This window comes from Collibacillus ludicampi, assembly GCF_023705585.1.
Classification (GTDB): Bacteria; Bacillota; Bacilli; order Tumebacillales; family BOQE01; genus Collibacillus; species Collibacillus ludicampi.
Genome location: NZ_BOQE01000001.1, coordinates 3,860,714 through 3,874,713 on the forward strand (window position 1 = coordinate 3,860,714; position 14,000 = coordinate 3,874,713).

A 14,000-nucleotide genomic window follows, 5' to 3' on the forward strand; every position below is an offset into this window, starting at 1 on the left:
ACCTCCTTACTTCAACCTGGATACGATTTCACGTACCAAAGCGACGAATTGGCTGCGAATCCGCTTTGTAATTTCGATCACTTCATCATGGCTGAGAGGCGTATCCAAAATTCCGGCCGCCTTATTGGCGATGCAAGAAATCCCCAATACGCGAATTCCCATATGGTTCGCCACGATCACTTCAGGAACAGTTGACATCCCGACCGCATCCCCGCCCAGTAAACGGAGCATACGGATCTCTGCCGGCGTCTCATAGGAGGGGCCGGTCAATCCCACGTAAACGCCCTCGCGCAATTCGAGCCCTTGTTCTCGCGCCACTTCATGCGCGAGTGTGCGCAATTCAGGTGCGTATGCGTTTGACATGTCGGGAAAACGAGGACCCAAGCGATCGTCGTTCGGACCGATCAATGGATTACGGAACATCAGATTCAAATGGTCTCTGATCACCATTAAATCGCCTGCTTCCCATTCCGGGACAATGCCTCCCGCCGCGTTGGTAACTACGATCGTCTCGATACCGAGCGCCTTCATCACACGAACTGGGAATGTCACCTGTGAAAGCGTATACCCTTCATAGTAGTGAAAGCGACCTTTCATGACAGCAACCGGTGTTCCCGAAAGCTTTCCGAAAACGAATGTACTCGCGTGCCCTTCGACCGTAGAAACAGGAAAATGCGGAATTTCGCTGTACGGAATTTCTACAGCATCCTCTACTTCGTCCGCCAATACACCGAGTCCTGATCCCAGTATAAGGCCTACTTTCGGAGCGATTTGAATTTTGGATGCAATGTAGGAACGTGCCTCTTCCATTTGTTTGGCCAGCTCGATTGACATATGGATCCCTCTCATTCCTTGATGATTTCTTTATAAAAACTCGTCCCTATTCCAGGATTCGGGACACCGAAGTTTTCTGCAATGGTGGCCCCAATATCGGCGAACGTCTCACGCGTTCCAAGGTCAACCCCCTGTTTCGTTTGTTTGCCGTAAACGAGAAGCGGAACAAACTCACGCGTATGATCTGTACTTTCCGTCGTCGGATCGCACCCATGATCGGCAGTCAAGATCAGAAGATCATCCTTCCGCAGCATGGCTTCTATCTCCGGCAAACGTGCGTCAAAATCTTCGATCGCTTTCGCAAACCCCTTGGGATCATTGCGATGTCCGTACAACATGTCAAAATCCACGAGATTTGTAAATATTAATCCTCGTTCTACTCGATTCATATAATCGAGTGTTTTATCAACACCGTCCATATTTCCATTCGTATGCGTGCCGCCCGTGATGCCAGATCCTCCGTAAATATCTTCGATTTTACCGATCCCGATAACATCCAACCCCGCTTCTTGCAACTCATTCAGTACTGTGCGGCCGAAATTTAATGAATAATCGCGCCGGTTTGCCGTACGCGCATAATTCCCTTTCTTACCGACGAATGGGCGAGCAATTACCCGACCTACTCCATGTTCTCCAACGAGGAGTGCTCGGGCAACTTCACACATGTGATAGAGCTCTTCGAGAGGAATGACTTCCTCGTGCGCAGCGATCTGGAAGACAGAATCGCCCGACGTGTAAACGATTGGATAGCCCGTTCGTACATGTTCATCACCAAGCTCCTTGATGATCTCAGTACCTGACGCCGGTTTATTTCCGAGGGTCTTACGTCCGATTCGCCGTTCAAATTCATCCATAATCACGCGTGGAAATCCGTCCGGATACGTAGGCAACGGTTTTTCCAAACGGACGCCCACCATTTCCCAGTGCCCGTTCGTAGTATCTTTTCCGGCAGATTGTTCCGCCATTTTCCCGTAACAGCCCATCGCAACATCTGCCGAAACACCTTCAATTTCATGGATGCGTCCAAGTCCCAAGCGCGCCAAGTTGGGCACACGAAGCCCGCCAACCGCTTTTGCTATGTTTGCGAGCGTATTCGCTCCGGTATCCCCGTACTCGGCAGCATCATACATTTCACCGATCCCACAACTGTCAAGAACAATGAATATGATCCGGTTGAACCTATACATCAGTCATCACCTTCCGTTTTCGTCCTCTGTCTGCATCGGTCTATTTTTCCTAAAAAAAGCTTACCCTAAACATACTCTAAAGGACAGATGTCTGACAACCTCTTTTTGAAGAAAGATGTTCAAAAAGGCTGCATCTGTATATCATATGATCATCCAAGCTACACACAAATGAATCCTTTTTGAACAGTCTCTATATAAAAGAATCACACGACTTACTTGAAACATTTCTAAGCGCGTGGATGGGTTTGTTCATACACTTCTTTAAGCCTTGTTTTCGTGATATGCGTATAAATTTGCGTCGTCGATATATCGGCATGTCCCAGCATTTCTTGTACGGAGCGAAGATCCGCTCCATTTTCGAGCAGATGCGTAGCAAAAGAATGACGTAACGTGTGAGGCGTAATCTCCTTATCGATCGCCGCCAGTTTCGCATATTTCTTGATAATCTTCCAAAATCCCTGGCGAGAGAGACGACGTCCGTGATGATTCAAAAATAGTGCAGGTTCATGGATATCGCGCACAAGTTTCGTGCGTGATCGAGCCAGATATTGATGAACGTATCTTTCAGCGACAGAACCTAAGGGAATGATCCGTTCTTTGTTCCCTTTTCCTGTACATTTAAGAAATCCCATATTTAAATTCACGTCTTCAACATTTAAGGAAACAAGCTCCGTGACGCGAATTCCCGTCGCATAAAGCAATTCAAGCATCGCTTTGTCGCGCAGACCGGAAACCTTCGAGATATCAGGGCTCTGTAAAAGCGCTTCCACCTCTTCCACGGAAAGGACTTTCGGTAAGCGTTTTTCTATTTTCGGAGATTCCAGATTTGCCGTCGGATCACCGTCGATAAATCCGTCCCGCAAGAGAAATCCGAAGAAGGTACGAATGCTTGCCAAGTTGCGGGAAATGGTGGAATTCGCTTTCCCTTTCCTTTGCAAATCAGCGAGAAATGAAATGATCGTAGCGCGACGCAGTTGATTCACATCTGTAATACTGTTTTGTCTTACATGGTTCGCAAAGTTTGTCAGGTCACGCCGGTAAGACTCAAGCGTATTATTCGCAAGCCCTCGCTCCACGGCGAGATACTGGATAAAGCGGTCGATCAGCTTGTCCATGAATCAAACTCCTTTATACTCGGAACCGTTCTTGCGTTCTGCATAAATGATTCGACGAAACGTTCGCAAATCCTTCCCTCTATATGAAGGAAGGTATTTCGCTCTTTTACGGGGCCCGTTTTCGGTAGCTCGAACTTACGGGTAATGGTAGTTTACTTACGGTGCGAGGGCCTATTCGCCGGTCATGTAAAATTCCACCAAACGCTCCAACCATGATTTCCACCATGGTCCCTGCTGATCGTTTAACGCGTGCACTTTTACAGCGTCTTGACGGGGTTCACGGTAAGGATCAGTGTGTTGAACCATCTCTTGAAAGACGCCGAATAATTTAAAAAGGACAAAACTGAACAGCACGATATAGACGGTCATTCGCAAGTAGCGGATCCATCTGCGAACGGATATGATCATCCGGCCTCTCTCCTTCCTACCCTAATCATATGAAAAAGGTTGGGAGCATATGCTTCCCAACCTTTTTCATTTAAAAGAGAACTGCTACTTTATATATTTTTCAGCGGTGTATACATTTGACCCAAAGCGGCCGCTACCGCTTGATGAGTCACTTTCCCCTCAATGACATTAACTCCTCTTGCAAGTGCCTGATTGTTTGTGATCGCTTCACGATATCCTTTATTGGCAATTTCCGTTACGTAACTCAGCGTTGCATTGGTCAGGGCCATCGTGGCTATACGTGGTACTGCGTCCGGTATATTGGCAACAGCGTAGTGGATCACTCCAAACTTTTCGATCTCCTTTGGAATGCCCACAATCATACGACGGAATCCCCCTTAGTCGCCCAAAGTCGAATCCTCTTGCAAGCAATCCGCACAGTATCCGAGAAAACTCACCCGATGATCGACGATCTTGAAGTTATGCTCCCGTTCCACCTTAGCCTCCAGACTGTCCAGCAAATCTTCGATCTCAAACAGTCGATTGCACTTCAAACAGATCAGGTGATGGTGATGATGCGGATGATCGTCCGAACGAAACTCATAACGCGCGACACCATCACCAAAGTTCAACTTTTCGATAATTTTAAGTTCAGAAAGCAAGTCGAGTGTCCGGTAAACGGTGGCCAATCCGATATCAGGCGCTTTTTGCTTCACAAGCATAAAAATTTCCTCAGCCGATAAGTGGGCTTCCTCATTTTCGAGGAGAACTCGCAAAGTCGCTTCTCTTTGAGGGGTTAGCTTGAACGATTCGGCATGCAATTGTTTCTTGATCCGTTCGAGCTTTTCGTGCATGCAGACCCCTCCTCTGCCGCTGCAAATGTGACTGTCACCATTATATTGTATGCCATTTTGCAGTGTCAAACCCGGCTCATGATCTCCAACATCTTCTCAAAATTATCCGGTTGGACGGGATCTTCCAGCGCCAATTTGTTTTTCACAATATGACCGCATCTCTTGCAACGATGGACGACCATATAGCCTTTTTTCGAATGTTTTTCAATAGCAATCGGTTCCAAAATCCCTTTGCAATCGGACAACCGGTCTCCGGGATTCACATCTAAATGAAGGGAATAAAAACATTCAGGACAATGGTTGCGACACCCTCCCGCGGCGAGCGGCTTCACGTACGCACCGCAATTCAGACAGACGAATGACTCGTTCCGAACCGTAAATTGGCGTGTCTTCCCGCCCATGTAAACACCTCTCACTTACAAATATGGAGTAACTAATTTCATCAAAATCGGTGAGATATATCCTTCTATAAAAGAAGAGATGGTCAGTACAACCGCTACGACGAGCATCAAACCGGAATACGTGAGAAACGAATGGTAGATCGGCAAGTTTCTCTGTGAAAAACGTGAACGCACGAGCATTAATGAAAATGCGATCCCTGCCACGCCTGCAACAATCAACGCGGGCACTGCGATGAGATTTTGCGGAAAAACGGCCAAGATCGCGAACAATAACCCTTTTCCTGAAAATTGTTCCACCAGAAAACCAACGGTGAATCCGATCATGAAACCTTTGAAAAAAATAAGTACGACGATTAAGGGCAACCCGATAATCGATAAGCCAAGAATCCAAATCAACCCCACCATTTTTAGGTTCTTGGCTATAGAATCCCAAGTGACGATGGTGGAATTGGCCAATTGATTATCGTTAACCGCCGTAATAAACCCATGCAATTGATTATAGAGTTCAACTTTTTGATCTTGCGCAAGTGCGTTGACAACGATCGCCCCGAAGATGATGCCCACAAATATTAGAACAATCGTGTAAATATATAGTTTGGCGTGTTCCTGCACATATCTCGTCGCATGGACTTTGAACCTACGGGCCATCACGGCTTCCCCCTCTTGTCCAACTTCAACAACATGTATATGTTGGACAAAAGGAAGTTATCACTCTATCAATGATTTCCTCCCACTCTTCCGTATTTTCCGCCTCCCCCCGTTACCAAAGGCAGACGCCCTGTGCGCGCAAGCACGATATCATTCGCGATCCTCTCTCCGACGATACGTGCCAGGTCGTCCTCTGTCGCCCGGTGGAGAATATTCATCTCCGTCCCAAATTCAGCAAGTAATTTGTCGATGGTGCGTTTACCGATCTTTGGTATGAATTCGAGCGGTACCTGATAATAGTATGGCGGACGATGGGCCGGGTGAACCGGCTTCTTGCGATCGGCGATCTCATGAATGCGATCGATCACCCCGAGAACGACATGCGCACTCTCGCATTTTGGACATTGAATGACAGGAGGTGGATTCGTGGCGATCTGTTTACATTGCAGGCAATACGTACGGTGGTACTTGCCAAGCGCGGGCGTCAATCCGTAATTAGCCGTGACGCTTCTCCCTTCTTGTCGCAGAAGCGATTTTTTCACTTCTTCAAAAGAAGGAGACTGTATGATGATCCTGTTATATTCTCGTCCGATTTTCGCCAATGAATGTGCATCAGAATTCGATACAAATGTGATATCCTGCAGTTCGGATAACAGATCGGCAAGATCCGAATCGGAGGATAGCCCTAACTCCAAGGCGGTTACACGCGAGAGATCAAGCATCTCGCGGGCTGACGCGACACAGTTCCCATATACGCTTTTATGGGGGGTAAAGGCGTGATTGATGATAAACATCCCCCCGAAATCGTCAGCCACGCGTTGAAGTTCACTCGCAGTGGTATTCGCTCTCTGTGAAGACAAGACGGGATTGGTCACCCGATCGGCAAGCCACCGGGAGAACTCTCCCATTCGCTCGAGATCCGGCAACCATATACCGAAATGTGCCGTTCCGCCGGATGGGCCCGATGTCTCTACCTCAGCTCCCAGCAAGATGGTCACTTTTCCTTGGTAACTGAGACCCCCTCTATCCAAAGGAGTTAGTTCTCCACGCTTAACCAGTTCGCGAAACTCATCCAGCACAGGCGGGGATGAAGCGTCAATAATTCCAATGATATCGATGCCTTTTCGTTCTGCTGCTTCCCTAATAATTGAAAAGAGGGTCAGATCGCGGCTGGCCGTTATTTTGACCGCTTGTCCCCCTTTCGTTCGTCCGATATGAATGTGTAAATCCAGAAAATACTCTTTCATTTCAGCCACCTGTACAGCGCGATCAACGTTTTTGCGTCATGAATCATATCCTTCTCAATCATCTGCATCACTTCCTCACGGTCTGCCTCAATGAGGTCAAGAAACTCGTCAGGATCCAATTGTCTCGTTCCTTTCGTCAAATCGCGGGCCATATAGAGATAAATCTTCTCATCGGCAAATCCCGGCGATGTATAAAAACTGTGTACAAATTCCCAAGTACCTGCTGTATAACCCGTCTCCTCGATGAGTTCCCTCTTCGCACATTCCAAAGGCTCTTCCCCTTTTTCCAACTTCCCGGCCGGAATTTCAATCAGTACTTCGTCGCAAGGTTTGCGATACTGTTTCACCAGTATGATTTTATTCTCGGAGGTAACCGCCAACACAGCTACCGCCCCCGGATGCCGAACGATTTCTCTGCTTGTCTTTTTGTTGTTGGGCAGGCGCACCGTTTCGATTTGCAAACGAATGATGCGTCCTTCATAAATCGTTTCCGTTTTACCGTCTCTTCCCGCAGATGTTCATCCATTCTCCCGCCCCCGATTCAATCAAGTATAACTTGTCCCTTCTCTGAATACGCTAGAAACAAAAAGCAAACGATAGGAGATCTGATCATGAAAATATACACCTCAAACCAACAGATTCGGTTAGTAGGAAAAGGGTGGCAGATTCGCGCATATCTTCGACAATTTAAAAACAGTAAAACTACATTACAGAAATATTTGTCCATGAGTCACGCACGTGTGACTTCGCAAAATTAAATGCCCGTCTTTTGCAAAAGCCCCACGCGACCAAGCCAGCAGCGCCGCAAGAAAGGAAAAATTCCGGGTCTTTTTCCGGCGGGCGTCCCATGGTCTTCAAGCTTACATTATATCTTTCCGCTGCCCGTTTGACTACCGATCCATCCGCTGTGACAAGACGATGGCCACGCGTGATACCGGACTCCCGAAGTTGTTTCTCCACGTAACCGGCTTTGTTTTCATCCAATAAAGGTAAGGCGACCCATGCCGGTTTCAACGCTACGCGGGAAAGTGCCGTGAGACTGTGATGGCTCACCCCCCAATGCCGTTCACGCGAATCGGCAAAGCTCATGCGAAGGCATGCGATTGGCCGTCCTCCCAATGAATGGATCGCGTTGAGTACCTGGCCCTGTTCGACTCCCGAATGTCCGAAGCGCGTACCCGTTCCCACGACACCAGGTCCCATCGCTGCAACGATCACATCTGCTTTTAATATGTGACGGGCGGCTAATAACCCCGAATACAGGTTGACCGCTTCCAGATCGCCGCCGAAAGCGTGCCCGACTGTCACTGTACCTGTGAGCAACCCCTTTTCCTTCAAATCTGCGACCGCATGAGAAAGAGCAAGCGGTAACGCAGCTCCGTCAGTCATCACGTAAGCGATCTTTGCTTTTCCGTTACTCAGATAAGCGATCGTGGCAGTAATCGCAGACACCATAGAATGGAGTTCCGCCGCGACAACAGGTATACCTTCCAAAGTGGACGCTTCCTTCATGATTTCATGTGCGGGATGAGCCTCTTCTTCCACAGCCAATATGCGCATTTGATAAGGGGTATAGCGAAGTTTCATGATGTGACCTTTGGGTGATTGGTCAATAAACCCTTTCTTTTCGGGAGCTGCTACAAAATGATAACCACCGGTACCGAGCCCCAGACGCACGGCCGTTGTATTTAGATACACCTGTTCTCCTCTGTGCAGTCTTCGACCGATATTCGGATAATGTACAGCCCTTTCCAGTTCGCCGTTCTCGAGGGAAACGACTATTTCCTGATAACCTTCACGTTCCTGGATAATGGAGACAACTGTTCCACGTTCCCAATCGATCATGATTCATCCACCTTTTGGTTTCTGTTGAAAGACATTGTTATTATTCCCTAATCGAAATGATCTTCAATCCCAGAAGGCATGAAATTGCTCAAACCGGAACCGCAGATGGTTTTTAGGTGGGGTTCTTCTTCTCCGGGAATCGCAGGCATTATGAAGTGAAAAGAGACACGGAAGTGCAATCCCCCCCGTGTCTCATGAGCTCCTAGTAAACGGGCACAGTTTTACATACCCTTGTATAACCTGGAACGAGTAAGAAGAATAAGACGAAAATGATCAGAAATACAACAGCCCAACGTGTATAAGCTCCGAAGACGTACATGTGGCTACCCCCTTTCCTGATTCCCTCAATGGGACAGGGATTCCTTTTTAAACGATACTCTCATCAGGGATCGACAACGCCGGGTGCAGCTCCCGCTCCATAGTAGCCGGGAACAAGCAGGAAGAACAGGACGAAAATAATCAGGAACACAACAGCCCAACGCGTGTAAGCCCCAAAGATACCGTACATGTGACATCCTCCTTTTGTAATCTCGCTTTTAGTTAATGAAATTGAGTACAAATGAGAAACGTACATCCGTCTAAGGGCATTCAAACATTCTCAAATTTGGGCGTCGGTTCTGCAGTCCGTTTCATCGGCTTCCTTAAAGATGGTTGTCGCTTCGCAGCACTTCATAGAACCACAAGGGATCGTCTTCGTCCTTCTTTCTTTCCCTCGCTTCGGTGAGATAAAAGTGGATCAGTAGAAATGCATCCAGTTCATGAATGGAGAAGAATGTATCCAATCCGTAACTCTTCGCAATCTCCAGTCTTTTTTCCTGTCCTTCCCGTTCCCGATTGGAAAGTAACCCTCTAAACAGTTTGGCATGAACGAGATAAGGTGAGACCGTGTATAAAACGATCTTTTTCTTTTCGAGAAAACGAATGAGCTTGCGTTCGAGCGGATGTCCCCGCGTCTTTTCCACGAAAACACAGTCCGGCGGATCCGCGACCATCAACCGTTCGAGGATGATAAAAAGCTCTTTCTCTTTAAAAAAACCGTGTTCCAATAATTTGAATTGATTTCTCTTCCATTCCCCGTATATCAGTCCTGTCGAATATCCCGGATCCAAAGCAAGAAGCTTCATAATCGATAATAACTTCCTTCCGTCAAAATTAACCCCTGGTGTACGCGTCGTTCATCCAGTGAGAAGTGCATCAAATCCAAGCAAAATCGATGATCCAAGCGTTGACTTTGAGAGATACATACAAAAAAGGTGGCCTCCAAGTGCCACCTATCTTTATACCGCTTGCGTGATCGCCACAAGAAAACGAGCCGCATCGATCAGATCCTGAATGCGAATGAATTCTTTGACCGTATGGATATTTTCATAACCGATCGCAATATTGACGGTTGGGATCCCTTTACCGTTCAAAACATTCGCATCGCTTCCGCCTCCGGAAGCCATGGTTTCCGGTTCAAAACCAATGGAACGAGCTGCCCGCATCGCAATCTGCACCACTTCGTCCGATTCCTCATAAGAGATATTCGGATACATGTTTGTTACTTTCACATCGACAGTTGTCTCGAATTTTTTTGCTGCAATCTCAAAGCATTCCCTCATATGAGCGGTCTGATTTTCCAATTTAGCCATGTCGATCGAACGAGCTTCAGCAAGAATTTCCACGCGATCCGTCACAATATTGGTCGCGGTTCCTCCCTTGATTATGCCGATGTTCGCGGTTGTTTCTTCATCGATGCGCCCTAATTTCATCATCGCGATCGCATGTGCGGCTACCTGTATCGCAGATATCCCCGCTTCCGGATTTACGCCGGCATGTGCGGTGCGCCCATGTACAACAACTTCCAACTTATTTTGTGCGGGCGCTTTCGTCACAATTTTACCGATAGGTCCATTGCTGTCGAAAGCGAAACCGAATTTAACATCTTTTACCAGTTCGACATCAAGTGCGCGCGAACCGAGCAATCCGGACTCTTCCCCAATTGTGAAAAGAAGAACAATGGGGCCGTGCGGCAGATTCTGTTCATGTAAAACGCGTACCATTTCGAGAATGCCTGCCACACCCGCTTTGTCATCCGCGCCAAGAATCGTCGTGCCATCTGAAGTAATACGATCCTCCAGAATTTGAGGACGGATTCCTTCCCCTGGTGTAACCGTATCCATATGGCAAGTAAAAAGGATCGTCGGTTTAGAAGGATCTCCTGGTAGACGGCAAATCAGGTTACCGGCATTTCCTCCGACCTTTTCCCCTGCACGGTCTTCATGAATCTCGATCCCATACGGTGTAAGTCTTTCGATCAAAGCATCCGCCATCTTTCTTTCCTGGCGGGAAAGAGAATCAATTTGTACCAATTGTACAAAGTCGTTGATCAAACGCTCCCGATTGATTGATATCGTCATCGTTAAACTCCTTCTCGACATTCTTTGTTACTTCAGCCTTTTTACGAATGCCTTGACGCATCTTTATAAACTGGCATCTCGCATTCCAACTGTCTGTGCTCGCTGTCAACCGACTAGAGCATTGCAAACGTTTGGTGACTATATTCCATGTTGCTTCTTTTCTCTGGGGACAGAATTCCACCTGATAACGCTTCGGTTCCCAAAACAGTTGTTCAGCTAACCAATCGCTTCCATCCGATTTCCTAGTATGCGTCATGATGTCCTCCACTATTTTCCCATAGTATTCCTCTGATGACAACGGGACTCGGCCATGTTTACCTACTGCCCAATCGTATTCTATAGCATGATTAGACTCCAAACGCTCTCTATGTTAAAAAAATTTAAAGGCTCATACCTTATTTTAACACGATCAAACAACTGGACAACTAGCAATTTTTAAACCTTACAAGCTGCCAACTATGAAGCATGGAAACTTATGTACATTTTTTCACTTAATCAAAAATAAAAAGACAAAACTCTTGCAATTACTTCGGATATCTTTCACCCTTTAGATATGTCGGATGAACTTAAAAAAACACTCCCTGAATGTCTGGGAGTAGTCATCATTTAAAACATCTTCTATTGAAAAATCTCCACAACGCCCTGAGGCGCACGCATACTATTTTGGATTGCTCTTATCTGTGCGTTTGTGAGTCTGCGGGCGACAAGCACGAATGAGGACATTTCATCGTTAAAGTTTATCGTTCTTAAGTCTGCAACGTTCTGACTTCCTCGAAACACACGGAAATCACCTTGATAGTTGATATCCTCGAACAGAACTAATGTCACTCGATTAGGGTTCATTCTGTTCTGGACACGGAAACTTGACAATAAATCGTTGAAATCCAAGGCTCGAGCGTCCCGTACGGCTACTTCCCCACCGCGGAATACGATACGCCGTCCCATGAAATTGATATTCTCAAACAATTCAAGCATCAGACCTCGTCCACGTCTCTGGCTGGCCTGCGTATTTGTTTGCACCATGTTCTTCACCTCCTGATAGTAGGAGATGAAAAATAGATTATAATTGAACCGGGCAAGCACCTTAGACGATTCGTTTGTTTTAAGAACGTTCGTTAAGCGAAAGATAGAGTCACAAAAAAAACCGGCGCTTGCCTAATAACAATGGGCTTTTACGAATTCCCAAAATGAGTACCTCCCTTTCCCATTTTTCATGGAGAAGGGAGGTACTGATTACAACGTTTACTCGATAAAATAGGGACGTTCACCTGTCTTTACATTCGAGAAGTTTTTTACAACGGTATATTACCATGTTTCTTCGGCGGTCTGGTCTCCCGTTTGTTGCGCAGCAATTCGAGGCCCTCAAGCAACTTCATTCTTGTCTCGCGCGGGTCGATCACATCGTCGACCATACCAGCCGCCGCTGCCACATAAGGATTCGAGAATTTTTCTTTGTACTCTGCGATCTTTTGCGCACGGGTTGCCGCCGGGTCATTACTTTCCGCAATCTCTTTCGCATAAATAATGTTGGCGGCACCTTCCGATCCCATGACGGCTACCTCACCGGTCGGCCATGCATAGACGAGATCAGCACCGATCGCCTTGGAGTTCATCGCGACATAGGCGCCGCCGAACGCTTTTCGCAAAATGACTGTAATTTTGGGAACGGTTGCTTCCGAGTATGCATAGAGGATTTTCGCCCCGTGACGGATGATTCCGCGGTGTTCCTGCAGAACTCCCGGGATAAATCCGGTAACGTCTTCAAACGTGATCAAAGGAATGTTAAATGCGTCACAGAAGCGGATAAAACGAGCGATTTTATCAGAAGAATCGATATCCAGGCCACCGGCCATAAATTTCGGCTGGTTCGCCACGATGCCAACAGGCTGCCCTGCCATACGTGCAAAACCGACAACCGCATTCTTCGCGAAGTTCGCGTGAATCTCCATGAAGTCTCCATGGTCAACGACTAAATGAATGACATCACGGACATCATACACTTTCGTTCCTTCCACTGGGACTACATGCATGAGTTCATCCCTGTAGTCATCTTCAAAATCGGATGTATAAGGAATTTGCGGCGGATCCTCAAGGTTATTCTGCGGCAAGAAGGAAAGGAGGCGACGTACATCATTCAGCACCTCCTCTTCACTTTTAGCGGTAAAATGAGCCACACCGGAAATACTCGATTGCGCACGGGCACCACCGAGATCTTCACTTGAGATTTTCTCCCCGGTCACCGTTTCAATCACTTTAGGACCTGTGATGAACATTTGCGAAGTTTTTTCCACCATGAAGATAAAATCTGTGATCGCGGGACTGTACACGGCACCTCCCGCGCAAGGCCCCATAATCACAGAAATCTGCGGAATAACACCCGAGTAAATCGAATTGCGGTAAAAGATGTGTCCATATCCGTCTAATGATGCCACACCTTCTTGGATGCGCGCACCGCCGGAGTCATTCAAGCCGATGATGGGCGCCCCCGTCTTCGCAGCGAGATCCATGATCCGCGCGATTTTCAATGCATGCATTTCGCCCAGGGCACCGCCAAACACGGTAAAATCTTGAGCGAACACATATACCGTGCGTCCGTTGATTTTGCCCCATCCCGTAACGACCCCTTCACCGGGTGCTTCTTCGGTAATGTGAGTGCCACGATGTTCGATGAACGTATTGATTTCGCGGAATGTCCCTTCGTCTAGCAGAATATCTAAACGCTCCCGTGCGGTTAATTTCCCTTTTTCATGTTGTTTCATGATCCGCAGATCGCCGCCACCAAGTTCAATCTTGCGACGGCGTTCTTGCATTTCAAGAATCTTGGATTCCACTGCTTTTCCTCCTATCTTGAAAACTAGTGCTTGGGTGGGTGTATCGCTTTCGTCCCGCCCGGATTCTTAACAGAAGTTGCGGGACGACCTTCAACTCACCTCTGCGCTGCAAAGCGATATAACCCACCCAAAAGCCACTCCGATTATTTGGGCAGACTCAATCCTCTATTTCCACTCAAGAAAGTTTTCTTCTTCTCATGGTGACGCTTGGGCATGTGTGGCTTTCTTGATAACTATTACTTAGGTGCGATG

At 47.3% G+C, this 14,000-nt stretch carries 18 protein-coding genes; 1 reads left to right on the plus strand and 17 read right to left on the minus strand.

The features are described 5' to 3' along the window. Nucleotides 1-6 precede the first annotated feature (6 nt). The 10 genes from DNHGIG_RS19600 to DNHGIG_RS19645 form a co-directional block, all read right to left on the minus strand. Nucleotides 7-810 carry a purine-nucleoside phosphorylase gene (locus DNHGIG_RS19600; protein ID WP_439647785.1) on the minus strand — a complete coding sequence of 268 codons (804 nt, stop codon included), beginning with the start codon at nt 808-810 and terminating at the stop codon, nt 7-9. 35 nt (nt 811-845) lie between these two features. Beyond that, nucleotides 846-2,021: a phosphopentomutase gene (locus tag DNHGIG_RS19605; protein ID WP_282201180.1), complete on the minus strand. Its 1,176-nt coding sequence runs from the start codon at nt 2,019-2,021 to the stop codon at nt 846-848. Nucleotides 2,022-2,248: 227 nt separating this feature from the next. After that, nucleotides 2,249-3,136 (minus strand): site-specific tyrosine recombinase XerD, encoded by an 888-nt coding sequence (gene xerD, locus DNHGIG_RS19610; RefSeq protein ID WP_282201181.1) that lies wholly within the window; start codon nt 3,134-3,136, stop codon nt 2,249-2,251. 171 nt (nt 3,137-3,307) lie between these two features. Further along, nucleotides 3,308-3,544 carry a DUF4227 family protein gene (locus DNHGIG_RS19615; RefSeq protein ID WP_282201182.1) on the minus strand — a complete coding sequence of 79 codons (237 nt, stop codon included), beginning with the start codon at nt 3,542-3,544 and terminating at the stop codon, nt 3,308-3,310. 89 nt (nt 3,545-3,633) lie between these two features. Further along, entirely contained in the window at nt 3,634-3,906 is a 273-nt protein-coding gene (locus DNHGIG_RS19620; RefSeq protein ID WP_282201183.1) for a Rossmann-fold NAD(P)-binding domain-containing protein, read from the minus strand. Between the two features lie 15 nt (nt 3,907-3,921). Then, a complete protein-coding gene (gene fur, locus DNHGIG_RS19625; RefSeq protein ID WP_282201184.1) occupies nt 3,922-4,377 on the minus strand; it encodes a ferric iron uptake transcriptional regulator in 456 nt (151 codons plus the stop codon). A 65-nt stretch (nt 4,378-4,442) separates the two neighbouring features. Further along, a complete protein-coding gene (locus tag DNHGIG_RS19630) occupies nt 4,443-4,778 on the minus strand; it encodes an RNHCP domain-containing protein (RefSeq protein ID WP_282201185.1) in 336 nt (111 codons plus the stop codon). A gap of 15 nt (nt 4,779-4,793) precedes the next feature. After that, nucleotides 4,794-5,426 (minus strand): stage II sporulation protein M, encoded by a 633-nt coding sequence (gene spoIIM, locus DNHGIG_RS19635; protein WP_282201186.1) that lies wholly within the window; start codon nt 5,424-5,426, stop codon nt 4,794-4,796. Nucleotides 5,427-5,494: 68 nt separating this feature from the next. Beyond that, nucleotides 5,495-6,673, minus strand: coding sequence for an endonuclease Q family protein (locus DNHGIG_RS19640; RefSeq protein WP_282201187.1), 1,179 nt, complete (start codon nt 6,671-6,673; stop codon nt 5,495-5,497). After that, nucleotides 6,670-7,134 (minus strand): NUDIX hydrolase, encoded by a 465-nt coding sequence (locus DNHGIG_RS19645; RefSeq protein WP_369414740.1) that lies wholly within the window; start codon nt 7,132-7,134, stop codon nt 6,670-6,672. The genes DNHGIG_RS19640 and DNHGIG_RS19645 overlap by 4 nt, the downstream gene beginning before the upstream one ends. A 150-nt stretch (nt 7,135-7,284) precedes the next feature. On the opposite strand from DNHGIG_RS19645, the gene mciZ reads away from it, so the two are divergent. Beyond that, nucleotides 7,285-7,431: a Z-ring formation inhibitor MciZ gene (mciZ, locus tag DNHGIG_RS21135; protein ID WP_369414741.1), complete on the plus strand. Its 147-nt coding sequence runs from the start codon at nt 7,285-7,287 to the stop codon at nt 7,429-7,431. Here the strand turns inward: mciZ and DNHGIG_RS19650 are convergent. The 7 genes from DNHGIG_RS19650 to DNHGIG_RS19680 all read right to left on the minus strand — a co-directional run bounded on the left by DNHGIG_RS19650 (nt 7,376) and on the right by DNHGIG_RS19680 (nt 13,727). After that, entirely contained in the window at nt 7,376-8,518 is a 1,143-nt protein-coding gene (locus tag DNHGIG_RS19650) for a DUF3866 family protein (protein ID WP_282201188.1), read from the minus strand. The two genes, mciZ and DNHGIG_RS19650, sit on opposite strands and share 56 nt — an antisense overlap. A 382-nt stretch (nt 8,519-8,900) precedes the next feature. After that, nucleotides 8,901-9,026, minus strand: coding sequence for a hypothetical protein (locus DNHGIG_RS19655; RefSeq protein ID WP_282201189.1), 126 nt, complete (start codon nt 9,024-9,026; stop codon nt 8,901-8,903). 133 nt (nt 9,027-9,159) lie between these two features. Further along, the gene (locus DNHGIG_RS19660; protein WP_282201190.1) at nt 9,160-9,642 is read right to left on the minus strand and encodes a hypothetical protein; all 483 of its coding nucleotides are present in this window, start codon (nt 9,640-9,642) and stop codon (nt 9,160-9,162) included. 153 nt (nt 9,643-9,795) lie between these two features. Next, a complete protein-coding gene (locus DNHGIG_RS19665; RefSeq protein WP_282201191.1) occupies nt 9,796-10,917 on the minus strand; it encodes a M20/M25/M40 family metallo-hydrolase in 1,122 nt (373 codons plus the stop codon). Beyond that, nucleotides 10,856-11,173, minus strand: coding sequence for a hypothetical protein (locus tag DNHGIG_RS19670; protein ID WP_282201192.1), 318 nt, complete (start codon nt 11,171-11,173; stop codon nt 10,856-10,858). Before DNHGIG_RS19670 ends, DNHGIG_RS19665 begins: the two co-directional genes overlap by 62 nt. 362 nt (nt 11,174-11,535) lie before the next feature. Continuing rightward, nucleotides 11,536-11,940, minus strand: coding sequence for a beta/gamma crystallin family protein (locus tag DNHGIG_RS19675; RefSeq protein ID WP_282201193.1), 405 nt, complete (start codon nt 11,938-11,940; stop codon nt 11,536-11,538). 269 nt (nt 11,941-12,209) lie between these two features. Next, a complete protein-coding gene (locus DNHGIG_RS19680) occupies nt 12,210-13,727 on the minus strand; it encodes an acyl-CoA carboxylase subunit beta (RefSeq protein ID WP_282201489.1) in 1,518 nt (505 codons plus the stop codon). Nucleotides 13,728-14,000: the final 273 nt, after the last annotated feature.

Excerpts from the sequence above, each read along its gene's own strand:
- DNHGIG_RS19605 (WP_282201180.1), bottom strand. The coding sequence starts at position 2,021 with ATGTATAGGTTCAACCGGATCATATTCATTGTTCTTGACAGTTGTGGG.
- DNHGIG_RS19620 (WP_282201183.1), bottom strand. The coding sequence starts at position 3,906 with ATGATTGTGGGCATTCCAAAGGAGATCGAAAAGTTTGGAGTGATCCAC.
- mciZ (WP_369414741.1), top strand. The coding sequence starts at position 7,285 with ATGAAAATATACACCTCAAACCAACAGATTCGGTTAGTAGGAAAAGGG.
- fur (WP_282201184.1), bottom strand. The coding sequence starts at position 4,377 with ATGCACGAAAAGCTCGAACGGATCAAGAAACAATTGCATGCCGAATCG.
- DNHGIG_RS19600 (WP_439647785.1), bottom strand. The coding sequence starts at position 810 with ATGGAAGAGGCACGTTCCTACATTGCATCCAAAATTCAAATCGCTCCG.
- DNHGIG_RS19655 (WP_282201189.1), bottom strand. The coding sequence starts at position 9,026 with ATGTACGGTATCTTTGGGGCTTACACGCGTTGGGCTGTTGTGTTCCTG.
- DNHGIG_RS19630 (WP_282201185.1), bottom strand. The coding sequence starts at position 4,778 with ATGGGCGGGAAGACACGCCAATTTACGGTTCGGAACGAGTCATTCGTC.
- DNHGIG_RS19675 (WP_282201193.1), bottom strand. The coding sequence starts at position 11,940 with ATGGTGCAAACAAATACGCAGGCCAGCCAGAGACGTGGACGAGGTCTG.
- spoIIM (WP_282201186.1), bottom strand. The coding sequence starts at position 5,426 with ATGGCCCGTAGGTTCAAAGTCCATGCGACGAGATATGTGCAGGAACAC.
- DNHGIG_RS19650 (WP_282201188.1), bottom strand. The coding sequence starts at position 8,518 with ATGATCGATTGGGAACGTGGAACAGTTGTCTCCATTATCCAGGAACGT.
- DNHGIG_RS19660 (WP_282201190.1), bottom strand. The coding sequence starts at position 9,642 with ATGAAGCTTCTTGCTTTGGATCCGGGATATTCGACAGGACTGATATAC.
- DNHGIG_RS19640 (WP_282201187.1), bottom strand. The coding sequence starts at position 6,673 with ATGAAAGAGTATTTTCTGGATTTACACATTCATATCGGACGAACGAAA.
- xerD (WP_282201181.1), bottom strand. The coding sequence starts at position 3,136 with ATGGACAAGCTGATCGACCGCTTTATCCAGTATCTCGCCGTGGAGCGA.
- DNHGIG_RS19680 (WP_282201489.1), bottom strand. The coding sequence starts at position 13,727 with ATGCAAGAACGCCGTCGCAAGATTGAACTTGGTGGCGGCGATCTGCGG.
- DNHGIG_RS19670 (WP_282201192.1), bottom strand. The coding sequence starts at position 11,173 with ATGACGCATACTAGGAAATCGGATGGAAGCGATTGGTTAGCTGAACAA.
- DNHGIG_RS19665 (WP_282201191.1), bottom strand. The coding sequence starts at position 10,917 with ATGACGATATCAATCAATCGGGAGCGTTTGATCAACGACTTTGTACAA.
- DNHGIG_RS19615 (WP_282201182.1), bottom strand. The coding sequence starts at position 3,544 with ATGATCATATCCGTTCGCAGATGGATCCGCTACTTGCGAATGACCGTC.